At 64.3% G+C, this 18,473-nt stretch carries 15 protein-coding genes; 4 read left to right on the plus strand and 11 right to left on the minus strand.

Going from position 1 to position 18,473, the window contains the following annotated elements; all coding sequences use genetic code 11:
- Positions 1 to 8: 8 nt before the first annotated feature.
- Together PSEMO_RS30515 and PSEMO_RS30520 are read right to left on the minus strand one after the other, a co-directional pair.
- Entirely contained in the window at positions 9 to 1,415 is a 1,407-nt protein-coding gene (locus PSEMO_RS30515) for an NAD(P)/FAD-dependent oxidoreductase (protein ID WP_075806721.1), read from the minus strand.
- Between the two features lie 66 nt (positions 1,416 to 1,481).
- On the minus strand, positions 1,482 to 2,285 hold the full coding sequence (locus PSEMO_RS30520) for a helix-turn-helix domain-containing protein (protein WP_075806580.1): 804 nt from the start codon (positions 2,283 to 2,285) through the stop codon (positions 1,482 to 1,484).
- A gap of 282 nt (positions 2,286 to 2,567) precedes the next feature.
- Between PSEMO_RS30520 and PSEMO_RS30525 the strand changes: the two genes are divergently transcribed.
- Entirely contained in the window at positions 2,568 to 3,467 is a 900-nt protein-coding gene (locus tag PSEMO_RS30525; RefSeq protein WP_075806581.1) for a hypothetical protein, read from the plus strand.
- Positions 3,468 to 3,647: 180 nt separating this feature from the next.
- On the opposite strand, the gene PSEMO_RS30530 is transcribed toward PSEMO_RS30525, so the two are convergent.
- The 9 genes from PSEMO_RS30530 to PSEMO_RS30570 all read right to left on the minus strand — a co-directional run bounded on the left by PSEMO_RS30530 (position 3,648) and on the right by PSEMO_RS30570 (position 15,276).
- Positions 3,648 to 4,616: a peptide ABC transporter ATP-binding protein gene (locus PSEMO_RS30530; protein WP_075806582.1), complete on the minus strand. Its 969-nt coding sequence runs from the start codon at positions 4,614 to 4,616 to the stop codon at positions 3,648 to 3,650.
- Complete coding sequence (locus PSEMO_RS30535; RefSeq protein ID WP_075806583.1) at positions 4,616 to 5,584, minus strand: ABC transporter ATP-binding protein; 969 nt, start codon at positions 5,582 to 5,584, stop codon at positions 4,616 to 4,618. Before PSEMO_RS30535 ends, PSEMO_RS30530 begins: the two co-directional genes overlap by 1 nt.
- Before the next feature lie 10 nt (positions 5,585 to 5,594).
- A complete protein-coding gene (locus tag PSEMO_RS30540) occupies positions 5,595 to 6,512 on the minus strand; it encodes an ABC transporter permease subunit (protein ID WP_075806584.1) in 918 nt (305 codons plus the stop codon).
- Positions 6,513 to 6,522: 10 nt separating this feature from the next.
- Positions 6,523 to 7,533, minus strand: coding sequence for an ABC transporter permease subunit (locus PSEMO_RS30545; protein WP_075806585.1), 1,011 nt, complete (start codon positions 7,531 to 7,533; stop codon positions 6,523 to 6,525).
- Positions 7,534 to 7,606: 73 nt separating this feature from the next.
- Positions 7,607 to 9,202 carry an ABC transporter substrate-binding protein gene (locus PSEMO_RS30550; RefSeq protein ID WP_075806722.1) on the minus strand — a complete coding sequence of 532 codons (1,596 nt, stop codon included), beginning with the start codon at positions 9,200 to 9,202 and terminating at the stop codon, positions 7,607 to 7,609.
- Between the two features lie 66 nt (positions 9,203 to 9,268).
- Positions 9,269 to 10,645, minus strand: a complete 1,377-nt coding sequence (locus PSEMO_RS30555; protein ID WP_075806586.1) for an OprD family outer membrane porin — start codon at positions 10,643 to 10,645, stop codon at positions 9,269 to 9,271.
- A gap of 106 nt (positions 10,646 to 10,751) precedes the next feature.
- Positions 10,752 to 12,344, minus strand: coding sequence for an ABC transporter substrate-binding protein (locus tag PSEMO_RS30560; RefSeq protein ID WP_075806587.1), 1,593 nt, complete (start codon positions 12,342 to 12,344; stop codon positions 10,752 to 10,754).
- 247 nt (positions 12,345 to 12,591) lie between these two features.
- On the minus strand, positions 12,592 to 14,217 hold the full coding sequence (locus PSEMO_RS30565; RefSeq protein WP_075806588.1) for an ABC transporter substrate-binding protein: 1,626 nt from the start codon (positions 14,215 to 14,217) through the stop codon (positions 12,592 to 12,594).
- Between the two features lie 348 nt (positions 14,218 to 14,565).
- The gene (locus tag PSEMO_RS30570) at positions 14,566 to 15,276 is read right to left on the minus strand and encodes an SIMPL domain-containing protein (protein ID WP_075806589.1); all 711 of its coding nucleotides are present in this window, start codon (positions 15,274 to 15,276) and stop codon (positions 14,566 to 14,568) included.
- A 204-nt stretch (positions 15,277 to 15,480) separates the two neighbouring features.
- Here PSEMO_RS30570 and PSEMO_RS30575 point away from each other — a divergent pair, with 204 nt between their 5' ends.
- The 3 genes from PSEMO_RS30575 (at position 15,481) to PSEMO_RS30585 (ending at position 18,436) form a co-directional block, all read left to right on the plus strand.
- A complete protein-coding gene (locus PSEMO_RS30575; protein ID WP_075806590.1) occupies positions 15,481 to 16,743 on the plus strand; it encodes an ATP-binding protein in 1,263 nt (420 codons plus the stop codon).
- Positions 16,743 to 17,303 (plus strand): response regulator transcription factor, encoded by a 561-nt coding sequence (locus PSEMO_RS30580; RefSeq protein ID WP_075806591.1) that lies wholly within the window; start codon positions 16,743 to 16,745, stop codon positions 17,301 to 17,303. The genes PSEMO_RS30575 and PSEMO_RS30580 overlap by 1 nt, the downstream gene beginning before the upstream one ends.
- 191 nt (positions 17,304 to 17,494) lie before the next feature.
- A complete protein-coding gene (locus PSEMO_RS30585) occupies positions 17,495 to 18,436 on the plus strand; it encodes an AEC family transporter (protein ID WP_075806592.1) in 942 nt (313 codons plus the stop codon).
- Positions 18,437 to 18,473: the final 37 nt, after the last annotated feature.

Here is an 18,473-nt window from a genome sequence, read left to right on the forward strand (position 1 = left end):
CAGGTGATTCAGTTCATGAAGCTCTGCATGAAGTCCGCAAGACCGCTGGCCATGCGCCGGCGCCAGGGCGGGCTGGCCGGGCTGGCGAGGGTGCGGTCCTCGTAGACGAAGCTCTGGATGATGGCGTTGTAGCCCAGCCAGCGGCACGGCTCCGGCGGCCAGCTGGCGAGGCTGGACAGCGCGCGGTTGTCGTGGACCCAGGGCTGGGCGGTGAGGGCGTTGTGCTGGCCAAGGATCAGCGCGGCGAGGGTGCGCCCACCGAGGTTGGTCGCGCCGACCCCTTCGCCGCCGTAGCCGCCGGACAGGGCGATGCCACGCTGGCGATCGCAGAGCATGTGCGGACGGAAGCGCCGCGCCATGCCGAGGTTGCCGCCCCAGGAGTGGGTGATGCGCACGTTCTTCAGTTGCGGGAAGAGTTCGCCGAACAGGTAGCGGCGCAGGTCCACTTCAGCGGTGGTCAGGCTGAAGTCCTCGCGCAGGCGCCCACCGAAGCGGTAACCGCCACGGGCACCGAACATCAGGCGGTTGTCCCGGGTGCGCTGGCCGTAGGTGACCTGGCGGCTGTTTTCGCTGAAGGCCTGGCCTTCCTTGAGGCCGATCTCGTCCCACACCGAATCCGCCAGCGGCTCGGTGGCCACCAGCAGGCTCTGTACCGGCAACTGGTGCTTGCCCAGCGGCGGCAGGCTGGCGGCATAGCCTTCCACGGCCGGTACGACCCAGTGGCTGCGGATGGTCGCTTGCGAAGTGCGGACCTGGCCGGGATTCCAGTCGATGGCCGGGGTGTTTTCGTAGATCGTGACGCCGAGTCTTTCCACTGCCCGGGCCAGGCCGCGAGCGAGTTTCGCCGGCTGGATGGTCGCGGTATGCGGGCTGAAGATCGCACCGTAGGCATTGCTCACCCGCAGCTGGCCTTCCAGCTCCTCGGGGCGCAGCCAGCGGTAGTCGTCGGCGGTCATGCCCTGGCGATAGAGGTCGTCGAGCCAGCTGCGCAGGCTTTTTTCCTGCTCGGGATAGCGCGCCGCGCAGTAGAGCACGCCGCCTTTGCGGTAGTCGCAGTCGATGTTTTCGCGATCCAGCACACGGCGGGCTTCGTCGGGAATGTCGTGGAGCAGGTCGATGCTGTCCCGGCGTTGTTGCGGGGACAGGGTGGCGAGCAGGCGGTCGTCGCCGAGCATGTTGCCCATCAGCCAGCCGCCGTTGCGCCCGGAGGCACCGAAGCCGGCGAACTTCGCCTCGATGATGGCAATGCTCAGGTGCGGCGCCTGCTGCTTGAGGTAGTAGGCGGTCCACAGCCCGGTGTAGCCGGCGCCGATGATGCACACATCGACATCCAGGTCCTGGCTCAACGCCGGGCGCGGCTCGATCGATTCGTCGAGCTGGTCCATCCAGAGGCTGATCGTGCGCCAGGCTTGCATCGGGTACTGCTCCCACATCCGCTAAAGGTCTGGAGCCGATCCTAGTAGCGGGCGGGGCGGGCTGTCTTACGTGCGTGCACGCAGGGAAATCTGCTTCACGTAGGCCTTGGGTGACAGGCCGGTGTGTTCGCGGAAGCATTTGTAGAAGGCGGAGAGGGAGTTGAAGCCGGCGTTGAAGGCCAGTTCATCGATGGGCGCGCTGGTGGCGCCGCCGTCCAGGCCGTCGAGCAGGTGCTGCAGGCGGGCCTGGTTGACGTAGCGGTAGAAGCTCTGGCCGAGGACCTGGTTGAGCAGGTAGGAAATCTGGTTGCGGCTGTAGCCGCTCTCTTTCGCGACCCGTTGCAGATCCAGTTCCGGGTCGAGGTAGGGGCGCTGGCGCTGGAAATAGTGCTCCAGGTCCTGGGCCATGGTGCTCAGCTGGCGTGGCGACAGGCCCAGGCGGCTGGTGGCCGGACGCGGGCCGGAGGGCGTGCTGCCCTTGGCGTTCTGGCGGATCAGCGTGGCGTACTCGTTGACCCGCCAGATCAGCCCGTCCCTGACCGTGATCGCTTCGCTGGACTGGAAGGCCACCAGCCCTTCGCCGCCCTGGACCGTGACCTGGTACTGGATGAAGGCGGTGCAGCCATCGACGCGGATACGGTCGCCGTGGACGATATCCTCGCCGTCCTCGTGGGGCAGGCAGACGCGCACGTAGTCGCGCAATTCGTCGTAGCCGAGGACGCGGTTCTGGAAGAAATCGTGGTACTCGACGTCCGGGTGATAGAGCGCCATCACCCCGTCGAGGTCGCGGCGCATCCAGCAGTGGTGGTAGCGCAGGACGGTGTCGGCGGTGATCGGGGTCTGGGTCGGGCCGTCGGGGAGGAGAGTCATTACTGGATAGTGCTTGAGGGCCTCATCGCTGGCAAGCCAGCTCCCACAGGGTCCGCGGTGCACACGAACCCTGTGGGAGCTGGCGTTGCCAGCGATGAGGCCGGTGAATATTGCAGAAAGCCATCTGTCGGAACGGCTTTCCCGCATTTTGCACGGTCCTCAGACGCCCATCCCCCAGCAAACCCCCGAATTCATTGATCGTCATCATTTGAAACATTTGGCACGCCCGCTGCACCTCCCTCTCCCGAGAAAGGACCCATTGCTCACCGGAGAGGCAAACAGATGATCACCAACGACTATTCACCCGCCCTCGACATCCCGAATCGTTCGGGCGTGTCCTGGGCGGCGATTTTTGCCGGGGCCGCAGCCGCTGCGGCGTTGTCATTGATTCTCGTGGTGCTCGGCGCGGGGCTCGGCTTCGCCGCCGCCTCGCCCTGGGCCGACGAGGGCGCCAGCGCCAAGGCGCTGGGCGTCTCGACGATCATCTGGTTGCTGCTGACCCAGATCATCGCCTCCGGTTTCGGCGGCTACATCGCCGGACGGCTGCGGGTGAAGTGGGCCAACCTGCACGGTGACGAGGTGTATTTCCGCGATACCGCCCATGGTTTCCTGGCCTGGGCCGTGGCGACGCTGATCACTGCGGCGATGGTGCTGGGTACGGCGGGTAGCCTGGCCAGTGCCGGTGCTCAGGCCGGTGCCATGGCGGGTAGTAGCGCCGTGACTGCGGCCGCCAGCAGCAACAGCAATGCCGATCCGATGGGTTATTTCGTCGACACCCTGTTCCGCAGTGAAGGCCCGGCGCCGGTCAGCGATGACGCGGCCAATACCGTGGCGGCACGGATTCTCGGGCGGGCCATCGTCGATGACAGTTTGATGCCGGAAGACCGTGCCTACCTGGCGCAACTGGTAGCGCAGCGCACTCGCCTGACCCAGGGCGAGGCCGAAGCTCGTGTCGATCAGGTATTCGCGCAGGTTCAGCAGGCCAAGGTGAAAGCCAAGCAGGCCGCGGACGCGGCAGCGAAAGCGGCGGCCTGGACGGCGCTGTGGACCTTCGTCGGTCTGCTGTGCGGGGCGTTCTTCGCCAGCCTGGCGGCGCTGTATGGCGGTCGTCGTCGTGACCAGGTGCAGTGGGTGGAAGTCGACGGTGCGGGTTATGTGGCCCGGACTGCGCCGATTCGTTGAGATGAGAGGAGAGACATCATGCGTTCATTACTGCTGTGGTTCCTGGGAGTACCGATTCCTGTGATCATCCTGATCGCGATCTTCATGCATTGATCTGAAGGCCTCATCGCTGGCAAGCCAGCTCCCACAGGGTCCGCGGCGACTCGGAACCCTGTGGGAGCTGGCTTGCCAGCGATGCTTTTAGAGGAACTGCTCCGCGTAATGGCAGGCCACCTGCCTGGTTTCTACCCTGCGAAACGCCGGCACTTCCTTCGCACACCGTTCCGTCGCATGCGGACAACGCTTGTGGAACGCACACCCCTCCGGCGGATTCAGCGGATTGGGCAACTCCCCGGCGATCCTGATCTTCGGCTTCGTCGGATCCGGATGAATCGTCGGTGTCGCCGACAGCAGCGCCTGTGTATAGGGGTGCAGCGGCTTCTCGTAGATCGCTTCCTTCGGCCCCATTTCCGCCGGCCGGCCGAGGTACATCACCAGCACTTCATCCGCCACATGCCGCACCACCGCCAGGTTGTGCGAGATGAACACATAGGCGGTGTTGAACTCCTTTTGCAAATCCATGAACAGGTTGAGCACCTGGGCCTGGATCGACACGTCCAGCGCCGAGGTCGGTTCATCCGCTACCAGCACCTTCGGTTGCAGCATCATCGCCCGGGCCAGGGCGATGCGCTGGCGCTGGCCACCGGAGAACATGTGCGGGTAGCGCTGGTAGTGCTCGGGCCGCAAACCGACCTGCTGCATCATCGCCTGCACCCGTTCCCGCCGCTGCTCCTTGGACAGCGAGGTGTTGATCAGCAGTGGCTCGGCCAACTGGTCGCCGATCTTCTGCCGTGGGTTGAGCGAGGCATACGGACTCTGGAAGACCATCTGCACATCACGACGCAACTGCTTGCGCTCCTGCTTGCTGGCGCCGTTGACCTCTTGCCCGGCGATCTGCAACGAGCCCGACGACGGTTCCTCGATCAGGGTCAGGGCGCGGGCCAGGGTGGACTTGCCGCAGCCGGATTCACCGACCACGGCCAGGGTCTTGCCGGCCTCCAGTTCGAACGACACGCCATTCAGCGCGCGCACCGTGGCATGGCCTTTGAACAGGCCACGGGAGACTTGGTAGTGACGGGTGAGGTCACGGGCGGTCAGTACGACGCTCATTACGCCACCTCCTGGTTCAGCGGATAGAAGCAGCGCGCCAGGCTGTGGGCCTGGGGATCGAGGCCGGGGCGTTGCTGGCGGCAGTTGTCGCGCACATAGGGGCAGCGCGGCGAAAGCAGGCAGCCGGTGGGCCGGTCATAGCGGCCGGGAACGATGCCGGGCAGGGTGGCCAGGCGTTCGGCACCGAGGCTGTGCTCGGGAATCGCCTTGAGCAGCGCTTCGCTGTAGGGATGGGCAGGCACCTCGAACAGCTCCGGCACCTGGCCCACTTCCACCGCCTGGCCGGCGTACATCACGCAGACCCGTTTGGCGGTTTCCGCCACCACGGCCAGGTCGTGGGTGATCAGGATCAGGGCCATGTCCTGTTCCTTTTGCAGGTTCAGCAGCAGCTCCATGATCTGCGCCTGGATGGTCACGTCGAGGGCGGTGGTGGGTTCGTCGGCGATCAGCAGCTTGGGCTCGCCGGCAATCGCCATGGCGATTGCCACGCGCTGGCTCATGCCGCCGGAGAGCTGGTGCGGATAGGCATCGAGACGGCTTTCCGGGGCCGGGATCTCGACCTTCTTCAGCAGTTCCAGGGCGCGCTGGCGGGCGGCCTTGCCGCGCAGGCCAAGGTGCTGGCGCAGCACTTCCTCGATCTGGAAGCCCACGGTATAGCTGGGGTTGAGGGCGGTCATCGGGTCCTGGAAGACCATCGCCATGTCCTTGCCGACCACCTTGCGCCGCTGGCGGCCGCTGATCCTGAGCATGTCGTTGCCATCGAAGCTGAGCTGGTCGGCGCTGATGCGCCCGGGCGCGTCGATCAGGCCCATCAGCGCCATCATGGTCACCGACTTGCCGGAACCGGATTCGCCGACGATGGCCAGCACCTCGCCCTTGTCCACGTTGAGGTCGAGACCATCCACCACCGGCACGGCCGTGGCGTCGCCGAAGCGCACGTTGAGATTGCGGATTTGCAGAAGTGACATGGGCTTCTCCTCAGGCGGCATTCTTGAGTTTCGGGTCCAGCGCATCGCGCAGTCCGTCGCCCATCAGGTTGATTGCCAGCACGCTGAGCAAGATGGTCAGGCCGGGCAGGCTGACCACCCACCAGGCGCGTTCGATGTAGTCGCGGGCCGAGGCCAGCATGGTTCCCCATTCCGGGGTCGGCGGCTGCACGCCGAGGCCGAGGAAGCCCAGGGCAGCGGCATCGAGGATCGCCGAGGAGAAGCTCAGGGTGGCCTGGACGATCAGTGGCGCCATGCAGTTGGGCAGCACGGTGATGAACATCAGGCGTGGCAGGCTGGCGCCGGCCAGGCGCGCGGCAGTGACGTAGTCGCGGTTCAGTTCGCCCATCACCGCAGCGCGGGTCAGGCGCACATAGGACGGCAGCGAGACGATAGCGATGGCGATCACCGTGTTGACCAGGCCAGGGCCGAGGATGGCGACAATAGCCACCGCCAGGAGCAACGAGGGCAGGGCCAGCATCACGTCCATCAGGCGCATGATCGAAGCGCCCAGGGCATTGGGGAAGAAGCCTGCCAGCAGGCCGAGGATGATCCCCGGGATCAACGAGATGACCACCGACGACAGGCCGATCAGCAGCGACAGGCGCGAGCCCTGGATCAGTCGCGAGAGCAGGTCGCGGCCCAGTTCGTCGGTGCCGAGGATGAACTGCCAGTTGCCGCCTTCGAGCCACACCGGCGGGGTCAGCAGGAAGTCGCGGTATTGCTCGCTGGGGCTGTGCGGTGCGACCCAGGGCGCGAACAGTGCGCAGAAGACGATCAGGCACATGAACAGCAGGCCGGCCACCGCGCCCTTGTTGCGCGAGAAGGCGTGCCAGAATTCCTTGTACGGGGACGGGTAGAGCAGGCTCTGGTCGATGGCTGGAGCCGGAGTTGGAGCGGGCGTATTCATGACGGTGGCCTCAGCGCTGGTGACGGATGCGTGGGTTGGCCAGGCCGTAGAGGATATCCACGACGAAGTTGACCAGGATGACCAGGCAGGCGATCAGCAGGATGCCGTTCTGGACCACGGGGTAGTCACGGGCACCGATGGCTTCGATCAGCCATTTGCCGATGCCCGGCCAGGAGAAGATGGTTTCGGTGAGTACCGCACCGGCCAGCAGCGTGCCGACCTGCAGGCCGAACACCGTGAGCACCGGGATCAGCGCATTGCGCAGGCCATGGACGAATACCACGCGTGCTGGCGACAGGCCTTTGGCCCGGGCCGTGCGGATGTAGTCCTCGCGCAGCACTTCGAGCATGGAGGAACGGGTCATCCGCGCGATCACCGCCAGGGGAATGGTGCCGAGGACGATGGCCGGCAGGATCAGGTGCATCACCGCGTCCTTGAACGCGCCTTGCTCGTCGCTGAGCAGGGTGTCGATGAGCATGAAGCCGGTCTTCGGCTCGATGTCGTAGAGCAGGTCGATGCGCCCGGAGACCGGGGTCCAGCCCAGGCTCACGGAGAAGAACATGATGAGGATCAGGCCCCACCAGAAGATCGGCATCGAATAACCGGTGAGGGACAGCCCCATCACCCCGTGGTCGAACAGCGAGCCGCGCTTGAGGGCGGCGATGACCCCGGCCAGCACGCCGATGATGCCGGCGAACAGCAAGGCGGCCAGGGCCAGTTCGAGGGTGGCGGGAAACAGCGCGAGAAACTCGTTCCACACGCTCTCGCGGGTGCGCAAGGACTCACCCAGGTCACCCTGGGACAGCTTGCCGATATAGTCCAGGTACTGCTCGGGCAAGGGCTTGTTCAGGCCCAGCCGTTCCATGGCCTGTGCGTGCATTTCAGGGTCGACCCTGCGCTCGCCCATCATCACTTCCACCGGGTCCCCCGGTATGAGCCGTATGAGGGCGAAGGTCAGCAAGGTAATGCCGAAAAAGGTCGGGATCAGCAATCCCAGACGCCGGGCAATGAAACTCAACATCGTGTGGTGTTCCTCGTCAGCCGGTAAGGCATGTGCCCGCTTTTCCCGGGTGGGGTGGGCGGGCGTTCTTGTTCTACTTCACCTGGGTAGTGGCGAAGTTATTGTTGGTCAGGGGGCTGATGGTGTAGCCCTCGACGTTCCGCCGCATGGCCGTGAACATCTTCGGATGGGCCATGGTTAGCCATGGCCGGTCCGCATCGTACACGGCCAGGGCCTCCTTATAGAGCGCTTCTCGCTGTTGCGGGTCGATCACCTGGCGAGCCTGGGTGATCAGCGCATCGAATTTTTCATTGCACCAACGAGCATAGTTCTCGCCGTTCTTCACCGCCTCGCAGCTGAGCAGCGGGGTCAGGAAGTTGTCCGGGTCGCCGTTGTCGCCGGCCCATCCGGTGGACACCAGGTCGTGCTCGCCGTTCTTCGCCCGACGCAGCATTTCTGCCCATTCCATCACGCGGATATCCAGTTTCAGGCCGATCTGCTTGAGGTCGGCCTGGAGCATTTCTGCGCTCAGGCGCGGATTGGGGTTGGTCATGCCGCCGCCATTGCGGGTGAACAGGGTCAGCCTGGCGCCTTCCGGCACGCCGGCTTCCTTGAGCAGGGCGCGGGCCTTGTCGAGGTCGCGGGGCGGGTTGTGGTTGTCGTGGTTGTAGCCGAGCATGGTCGGTGGATAGGGATTGACCGCCAGCACCGCGTTGCCCTTGCCGAACAGCTGGTCGATGTGGGCCTGGCGGTCGAAGGCGATATCGATGGCCTTGCGCACCCGTACGTCCTTGAGCAGCGGGTGTTCGGTGTTCATCGCCACGTAGCCGATGATCAGCGCTTCCAGTTCGACCACCTTGAGCATCGGGTCCTGCTTGATCGAGGGCACGTCGTCCGGCTTGGGGTAGACCGCCACCTGGCATTCGTTGGCGCGCAGCTTCTGCAGGCGCACGTTGTTGTCGGTGGTGATGGCGAAGACCAGGGTTTCGCTGGGCGGGGCGCCGCGGAAATAGTCCGGGTTGGCCTTGTAGCGGACCTGGGCGTCCTTAATGTAGCGCTGGAAGATGAACGGGCCGGTGCCTACCGGCTTGCTGTTGAGGTCGCCGGTCTTGTCGGCCTTGAGCAACTGGTCGCCATATTCGGCCGAGTAGATCGAGGTGAAGGCCATCGCCAGGTCACGCAGGAACGGCGCCTGGGGCTGGGTCAGGGTGAAGACCACAGTGTGCTCGTCGGTCTTCTCCACGCTTTTCAGCAGTTTGCTGAAACTCATGCCCTCGAAGTAAGGGAAGCCGATGCTGCTTTTGGCGTGCCAGGGATGCTTGGGGTCGAGCTGGCGCTGGAAGCTCCAGAGCACATCGTCGGCGTTCATCTCGCGGGTCGGGGTGAACCAGGGCGTGGTGTGGAACTTGACGCCCTTGCGCAGGTGGAAGGTGTAGGTCAGGCCGTCGTCGCTGATCTCCCAGCGCTCGGCCAGCGACGGCTGGATCTCGGTAGTGCCGGGCTTGAAATCGACCAGGCGGTTGAACAGGGTTTCCGCCGCCGCATCGGCGGTGACGGCAGTGGTGTACTGGGCCATATCGAAGCCTTCCGGGCTGGCTTCGGTGCAGACCACCAGCGGGCGTGCCCAGAGGCTGGCCGAAGCCGTCAGCAGCAGGGCTGCGAAAGCGGCGTGCAGGGGGAGTGTGTTCATCGGCATGTCCTTTGTCGGCTCCTGCCCCGGCGGCGGGCGTGTTTGCGCCGCCGCCGGAGACCTGCATTAGAGAATGTTGAACGGAATGGTGGTCACGATGCGGAATTCATCGAGATTGCCATCGATCTGCTCGCGACTGGCGCGGTGTGCGGTGTAGTAGGCGCGGATGTTGGTCGCCTCCAGCGGCCCGCTCTGCACCACGTAGCTGGCACCCAACGACCATTCCCGGTGATGTTCGCCATCGAGGTTGCGTACATCGTAGCCGTTGCCCTTGTAGCCGGTGCCGTCGATGCCCCAGCCGCGCGCGGTGTAGACATTCAGGCGCAGCCCCGGCACGCCGAACCCGGCCATGTCGAGGGCGTAGCCGACCTGGAACGACTTCTCGTTGGGACCGTTGTAATCGGAGAACAGCGAGTTGGCGAGGAAGATCGCGTTGGTGTCGTGCACGTAGTCGAAGTACTCGTCGCCGTTCACCTGCTGGTAGGCCAGGGTCAGGCTGTGGGCCTGGTGCGCCAGGGTGAAGGACAGGCTGAAGGTGTCGTTGTCGATATCCCCCAGTTTCGCCGAGCCGGTGTCGCGGGTGCCGTAGTAGTTGAAGCCGGTGGTCAAGGCCAGGGTGCCCTTGTCGCCCAGGTCATGGGAGGCGCCGACGTAGTACTGGTTCCAGATGTCCTCGACCTGGCCGAGGTACAGGCTGGTGGTCAGGCTGCGCAGCGGCTGGTAGTTGAGGCCGGCGAGGCTGACCCGGTCGGCGTTGACGCCCAGTGCCGAGTACTCGGTGGTGAACTTGCTCTTGCCCTGTTCGGTACGGGTCGAGACCCGCTCGAAGGTGCCGAGGTCGAAGGACAGGTTGTCGAATTCGGCGCTGTGCAGGGCGACCCCGTCGAAGCTCGACGGCAGGGCGCGGTTGCCGATATAGGCGAACACCGGGGTGTTGATCGACTGGCGCCCGGCGACCAGGGTGGTGTTGGAGATCCGCGCCTGCAGGTTGGCCAGGCCGAGTTTGCTCCACTGGCCGATGACGTCGCCGTCGCTGTGGGTCAGGGTGCGGTTGTTCGGCCCGGCGACCCGGGCGCGCCCGCGCTCCAGGGCGAGGGCGTGGTAGCCGGCGACCTGGGCGGCGAAACCGACCGGGCCCTGGGTGAAACCGGAGCTGTAGTCGAGCACGGTGCCCTGCACCCAGTTGTCGCGGCTGTGGGTGGCCTGGCGCGTGCCGTCGCTCTTGTAGTAGCGGAACAGCGGACCCTTGCTCGCGCGCTCGCGGGCATACCAGTTGCGGGTCCAGCCGGACAGGCTCTGGTCTTCGATGAAGCCGTTGGATTCGGCCTGGGCGCTGGTTTCCTTGAGGGTCAGCGGCAGGTAGTCCTGGCTGGTGGCTTCGGCCTGGGCGAGGCCGGACAGGCCGCCAAGGGAAAGGGCGATTACGGTGGTGATTCGTTTCAAGGCGATACTTCCTTTCTTGTTCTTCTCGATGGACCGGCGGGCCTCGTGGACCCGTCGGCCAGTGCTGCGGATCGCGGCCGGTGGGCCGTGATCCGTACTGCGCCGGTCAGTCGATGCCAACGTCGCGGAACGTGGTCTTGCCGAACGGGCTGACCAGGTATCCCTCCACCCGCGTGCTCACCGGCTGGGCGACGGTGGAGTGGGCGATGGGGGTGATCGGCACGTTCTGCTTGATGTAGTGCTGGGCCTGGCGATACAGCTCGCTGCGCTGCTCGCGGTCGTTGGTGCCCTTGGCCTTTTTCATCAGGGCGTCGTATTGCGGGTCGCACCACATGGAGTGGTTGTGGCTGCCGATGGCATCGCAGCCGTACAGGGTGCCGAGCCAGTTGTCCGGGTCGCCGTTGTCGCCGGTCCAGCCGATCAGCAGGGTGTCGTGCTCGCCGTTCTTGGCGCGCTTGAGGTATTCGCCCCATTCGTAGCTGACGATGTTCACCTTCAGCCCGAGCTTGCCCCAGTCGTCCTGGAGCATCTGCGCCATCAGGCGGGCATCGGGGTTGTACGGGCGCTGCACGGGCATGGCCCAGAGGGTGATCTCGGTGCCTTCCTTGACCCCGGCGTCGCGCAGCATCTGCTTGGCTTTTTCCAGGTCGCGAGGGGCGTCGGCGATGCTCTCGTCGTAGGACCACTGGGTCGGCGGCATGGTGTTCACCGCCACCTGGCCGGCGCCCTGGAACACGGTCTTGATGATCGCCTCCTTGTTCACCGCCATGTCCAGGGCCTGGCGGACTTCCAGTTGGTCGAACGGCTTGTGCCGGGTGTTGTAGGCGATGTAGCCGAGGTTGTAGGCGGGCTTTTCGATCAGGTTGATGTTTTCGTCGCGGCGCAAGGCCTCGAGGTCGGCGGGGCGCGGGTGGATGCTCACCTGGCATTCGCCCTTGCGCAGCTTCTGCACCCGGACTGACGGATCGACGTTGATGGAGTAGATCAGGTTGTCCAGCTTGACTTGCTCCGGGGCCCAGTACTCGGTGTTGCCGCGATAGCGGATCTGGGTGTCCTTCTGGTAGCGGGTGAACACGAAGGGGCCGGTACCGATGGGCTTGTCGGTGATGTCCGACGGCGTGCCGCGGGCCAGCAGGTGTTCGGCATATTCGGAGAGCACCGAGGCGAAGCTCATGGCGAGGTTCTGCAAGAGCGCGGCGTCGGGGTGGTTGAGGGTGAAGGTCACGCTCATCGGGCCGCTTTTCTCCACCTTGGCGATGGTCTTGTCCATGCCCATGGCGCTGAAGTACGGGAACACCGTGCCGTAAGCCAGGCGGAAAGGGTGGGTCGGGTCGAGCATGCGGCTGAAGGTGAACACCACGTCGTCGGCGTCGAAATCGCGGCTCGGCTTGAAACCGGCGTTGCTGTGGAACTTCACCCCGGGGCGCAGGTTGAAGGTGTACACCAGGCCGTCATCGGAAATGCTCCAGTCGGTGGCCAGCGACGGTTCCACCACCGTGGCCCCGCGCTCGAACTCCACCAGGCGGTTGTACAGCGGCTCGGACACGTCGTTGTCGGTGCCGCTCTGGTATTGCGCGGTGTCGAAGCCGGAAGGGCTGCCTTCCGAGCAGAATACCAGGCTGCCCTTGGCCAGGCCGAAGGGCGAATGGGCCAGCAGACCGGCTCCTAGCAAGGCGGCGAAGAGAGACGTCTTACGCATGGGAATTCCCTGTCTTGTAGTCGTTATTGGAAGTTTCCGCGGCACGCAGCGAATCCTCGCTGACGGGGCACGGGCACCGTTCCCACGGTAAGTGGGGACAGGGCTTCCGACGAGGTACACAGGGAGCAAGTTGGGGTGGGAGCTTTCCGACTGTGTTGAGGAAATTTCGGACAAGTAACCGATGTGCCATCAACCAGCTGTTGTTCTGGGCCAGGGCTGCGGCATTGGCCGCAGCCCTGGCAGGCGGTTATGGCTTCACGCTGACGCCGTAGAAGTCATTGAGGGCGAAGGGGCTGATCTTGAAGTCCTCGACGCTCTTGCGCATCGGCTGGTAGACCGTGGAGTGGGCGATCGGGGTGATCGGCACCTGGTCCTTGAGGATGTGCTGGGCCTGCTTGTACAGCTCGGTGCGCTTGGCCTGGTCGGGGATGCGCTTGGCGTCCTTGACCAGCTTGTCGTAGTCGCTGTTGCACCAGTGCGAGAAGTTGTTGCCGTTGACCGCGTCGCAGCCGTACAGGGTGCCGAGCCAGTTGTCCGGGTCACCGTTGTCGCCGCTCCAGCCGATCAGCATGGCGCCGTTCTCGCCGTCCTTGGCGCGCTTGATGTACTCGCCCCATTCGTAGCTGACGATGCGTGCCTTGATGCCGATCTTGGCCCAGTCGGACTGGATCATCTCGGCCATCAGCTTGGCGTTGGGGTTGTACGGGCGCTGTACCGGCATGGCCCACAGGGTGATCTCGGTGCCTTCCTTGACCCCGGCTTCCTTGAGCAGGGCCTTGGCTTTCTCGACGTTGTACTCGGTGCCCTTGATGGTCTCGTCGTAGGACCACTGGGTCGGCGGCATGGCGTTGACCGCCAGCTGCCCGGCGCCCTGGTACACCGAATCGATGATCTGCTGCTTGTTCACCGCCATGTCCAGGGCCTGGCGCACCTTGAGCTGGGCCATGGGGTTGGGCTCGTTGCTGCCCTTGATCTTGTCCATCACGTTGTAGGCGATGTAGCCGAGGTTGAAGCCGGCCTGGTGCGGCATCTGCAGGTTCGGGTCGGCCTTCAGCGATTCGAGGTCGGCAGGGCGCGGGAACAGGGTGACCTGGCACTCGTTCTTCTTCAGCTTCTGCATGCGCACCGAGGCGTCGGTGGTGATGGCGAAGATCAGGTTGTCGATCTTCACTTCGCCGGGCGACCAGTAGTCCTTGTTGCCCTTGAAGCGGATTTGCGCGTCCTTCTGGTACTTGCTGAACACGAACGGGCCGGTGCCGATCGGCTTCTGGTTGATGTCCGCGGCCTTGCCCTGCTTGAGCAACTGGTCGGCGTATTCGGCGGACTGGATCGAGGCGAAGCTCATGGCGATGTTCTGGATGAACGCGGCGTCGACTTCGTTGAGGGTGAACTTGACGGTGTGCTCGTCGACCTTCTCGACCTGCTTGATGTTCGCGTCCATGCCCATGTCGGTGAAGTACGGGAACTCGGTGGGGTACGCCTTGCGGAACGGCATGTCCTTGTCGAGCATGCGGTTGAAGGTGAACAGCACGTCGTCGGCGTTGAACTCGCGGGTCGGCTTGAAGTAGTCGGTGGTGTGGAACTTGACCCCTTCGCGCAGATGGAAGGTATAGGTCAGGGCGTCGTCGGAAACGTCCCAACTGGTGGCCAGCCCGGGGATGACCTGGGTGCCGCCGCGCTCGAACTGGGCCAGGCGGTTGAACACGGTCTCGGACGAGGCATCGAAGTCGGTGCCGGTGGTGTACTGGCCGGGATCGAAGCCGGCGGGGCTGCCTTCGGAGCAGTAGACCAGGTTGGAAGCGGCCTGGGCGGCCGGGGTAGCGGCGAGCAAACCTGCGCCGACAAGGAACGGAATGACTGCGGTTTTCAGCATGGTGGCCTCATTGTTGTCATTGTGATCTGAGGGCGGCCTTGTGGGCCGACCCGCGGATACTTATGCAGGTACTGGACCTGATGCAACGGTTGAGGATAGCTTCTGACAGTAATTTCGGAACGTTCGTACAAGGATGTCGCGATTGTGTAACTTTGTGCGAGTTGAACGTTTGCTTGGCGGGAATTGGCGAAATTTTCGAGATGTGTGTTGAATTTGAGGGCCTCATCGCTGGCAAGCTAGCTCCCACAGGTTCAGCGGTGCACGCGGTCACTGTGGGAGCTGGCTTGCCAGCGATGAGGCCTTCACAGGCAATCGAGAAGGGCCGGCCATGCACCGGCCCAAGGTCACTCAGGGCATCTGCACTTCAATGGTGCCATCCGCATTGACGCTGACCTGGGTGGTCCCCGCCTCGACCTGCGGCGACGGCGCCGCCTCGGCATCCATGCTGGCCTTCATCATCATCGGCGCACGCATGTACGGCTGTGGATAACCGCTGCTGTTGAGGTTCAGGCTGACCACCTTGTAGCCCTTGCCACCCAGTGCCTCGGTGGCGATCTGTGCCCGGGCCTTGAACGCGTCCACCGCATCCTTGATCAGCGCATCCTCGCTGGTCTTGCGCGTGGCCGGGGCGATGGCGAAGTCCATGCCGCCCATCTTCAGCTGTTGCAGGAGCTCGCCGGTCAGCTTGGACAAGGCCGGGAAGTCGGCACTTTCCAGACGCAGTTCGGCACGTTCGCGCCAGCCGGTGATCTTCTGGCCCTTGTCGTCATAGATCGGGTAGGCATTGCGGCTGCCCTGGCTGATCTTCACGTCCTTGACCTGGCGCGCCTGTTCCAGGGCCTTGTTCAGGGTGGTGGTGATCTCGGCAGCAAGCTTGGCCGGGTCGGTGTTCTGCGCTTCGCTGTAGAGGGTCACGACCATCAGGTCCCGGGCCACTTCCTTGCTCGCTTCGGCACGCAGGGAAATCTGGTTGTAACGCGGCTCGTCCGCCAGAACGGGGAGGCTGACCAGCAGGCTGGCGGCCAGCAGGGCTTTGGCGCTACGGCGTGGGGTATTCATGCATGACTCCTTGAAAAATGGGCGTGGCCAGTACGATCCTGTGCGCCACGCAGACCCTGTCTGACCTTGAAAGTAGCACCAAGGTTCCAAATCGCTATCATTTAGCCTTGGCACGGTGTGGCGAGTTGCCGCATTGCTGCAGTCGCGGACGTCGCTTCGGTATACTTCGCCCCGGTTTACCTGGAGCACTCATCAGGAGAGCTCATGCTCGCCCCGGTCACTATGCAAATGTTGTCTGCTACCCGCCAGAACCTCTGGCGCCTTACGTTCATCCGCACCCTGGTGCTGGCTGCCCAGGCCGGTTCGGTCGCGGTTGCCTACTGGACCGAACTGCTGCCACTGCCCTGGCTGGCGCTGAGCGTCACCCTCGGCTTCTCCATGGTCCTGTGCCTGGTCACCGCCCTGCGCCTGCGCGCCTCGCTGCCGGTGACCGAGCTGGAATACGCGGTGCAACTGGCCTGCGACCTGCTGATCCACAGTGCCTTGCTGTATTTCTCCGGCGGCTCGACCAACCCCTTCGTCTCGTATTACCTGGTGCCCCTGGCGATCGCTGCGGTGACCCTGCCATGGGTCTATTCGCTGATCCTTTCGGGTATCGCGCTGGTGGCCTACACCCTGCTGCTGGTGCAGTTCTATCCGCTGGATACCTTCCCCATGGCCCGGGAGAAGATGCAGATCTACGGCATGTGGCTGAGCTTTGCCCTGGCGGCGGCGGTGATCACCTTCTTCGCCGCCAAGATGGCCGAGGAGTTGCGCCGCCAGGAAGCCTTCCAGGCCCAGCGCCGTGAAGAAGGCCTGCGCGACCAGCAACTGCTGGCCGTGGCCACCCAGGCCGCTGGCGCCGCCCATGAACTGGGCACGCCGCTGGCGACCATGAGCGTGCTGATCAACGAAATGCGTCAGGACCACACCGATCCGCTGCTGCAGGACGACCTGGCGGTGCTCCAGGAGCAGGTCAAGCAATGCAAGCACACCTTGCAGCAACTGGTCCGCGCCGCCGAGGCCAATCGCCGGATGGCGGTGGAAGAGCAGCCGGTGACCTTCTGGATGGACGAGTCGCTGAACCGCTGGCACCTGATGCGCCCGGAAGCCAGCTACCGCTTCCAGCGCCTCGGCCAGGGCCTGGTACCGCACCTGGCGCCGCCGCCGGACCTGACCCAGGCCCTGCTGAACCTGCTGAACAACGCCGCTGATGCTTGCCCAGATGGCCTGGAGGTCCGGCTGGACTGGGATGCCACCGATATCGTCATCAGCATCCGCGACCACGGTCCCGGCGTGCCGGTGGCCATCGCCGAGCAGATCGGCAAACCCTTCTTTACCACCAAGGGCAAGGGCTTCGGCCTGGGCCTGTTCCTGAGCAAGGCCAGCGTTACCCGTGCTGGCGGCTCGGTAAAACTCTATAGTCACGAAGAGGGCGGCACGCTGACCGAGCTGCGCCTGCCCCGTGACGCGCGAGGAGACGTGTGATGAGTGATGAAATCCAGGCTGAAGGTGAAGACCTGCCGCACCTGCTGCTGGTCGACGACGACGCGACCTTTACCCGGGTGATGGCCCGCGCCATGGTTCGCCGCGGCTTCCGTGTCAGCACCGCGAGTTCGGCGGAGGAGGGGCTGGTCCTGGCCCAGCAGGATATTCCGGACTACGCCACGCTGGACCTGAAGATGGAAGGCGACTCCGGCCTGGTGCTGCTGCCCAAGCTGCTGGAGCTGGACCCGGAAATGAAGGTGGTGATCCTCACCGGCTACTCCAGCATCGCCACGGCGGTGGAGGCCATCAAGCGCGGCGCCTGCAACTACCTGTGTAAGCCGGCGGATGCCGACGATGTGCTGGCGGCGCTGGCCTCGCAGCATGGCGACCTGGATAGCCTGGTGCCGGAAAACCCGATGTCGGTGGACCGTTTGCAATGGGAGCACATCCAGCGCGTGCTGAGCGAGCACGAGGGCAATATCTCCGCCACGGCCCGGGCCCTGGGCATGCACCGGCGGACGTTGCAGCGCAAGTTGCAGAAGCGGCCCGTTCGGCGCTGAGTTCTTTATTGCCCTTGAGGGCCTCATCGCTGGCAAGCCAGCTCCCACAAGTCCTGTGGGAGCTGGCTTGCCAGCGATGAGGCCCTCAAAATCGCCGAAATTCTGGCATTTCATCCACAAACCCCCATCCCTGAGCCCTGCACTGGCGTATCATTAGCCCCCTAACGACAGGCCCACGGAAATCCCCCCGCATGCTCGCCCTTTTCATCCAGACCCTGAACATCACGGCACCGGTCTTCGCGATGCTGTTCATGGGCGTGCTGCTGCGTCGCATCGATGCGATCAACGACAACTTCATCCAGGTCGCCTCGTCGCTGGTCTTCAACGTGTGCATGCCGTCGCTGCTGTTCCTCGGCATCTACCACGCCGACCTCGACGCCGCCGTCAAACCGAGCCTGCTGCTGTACTTCATCGCCGCCACCTTCGGCAGTTTCGCCTTGGCCTGGCTGATTGCCATCTGGCGCTGCCCCAAGGAAGATCGCGGCATCTATACCCAGGGCGCGTTTCGCGGCAACAACGGGGTGATCGGCCTGGCGCTGGCGGCCAGCATGTACGGCGACTACGGTATTTCCCTCGGCGCGATCCTCGCCGGGCTGGTGATCCTGCTCTACAACTCGCTGTCGGTGGTGGTGCTGGCGGTGTACAGCCCGAGCCTGAAGTCGGACCCATGGAGCATCTTCAAGAGCATCCTGCGCAACCCGCTGATCATCAGCGTGCTGCTGGCAACGCCACTGGCCTACGCCAAGGTGGCGCTGCCGAACTGGATGCTCACCTCCGCCGACTACATCGCGCAGATGACCTTGCCGCTGGCGCTGATCTGCATCGGCGGCACCCTGTCGCTGGCGTCGTTGCGCGCCAGTGGACGGATGGCGGTGAGTGCGAGCCTGGTGAAGATGGTCTGGCTGCCGCTGATCTTCACCTTCGGCGGCTGGCTATGCGGCTTTCGCGGGGCGGAACTGGGCATCCTGTTCCTTTATATTGGCAGCCCGACGGCTGCGGCCAGCTACGTAATGGCCCGCTCGTCCAACGGCAACCATGAACTGGCGGCATCGATCATCGTGATCACGACCCTTGCCGCCGCTGTGACAACCAATATCGGAATATTCCTATTGCAGTGGGGCGGGTGGATCTAGATCCTTCGCGCAAAAAACAACTCCAACACTGCCTCTC

The organism is Pseudomonas putida (assembly GCF_001941965.1).
Lineage (GTDB): Bacteria > Pseudomonadota > Gammaproteobacteria > Pseudomonadales > Pseudomonadaceae > Aquipseudomonas > Aquipseudomonas putida_L.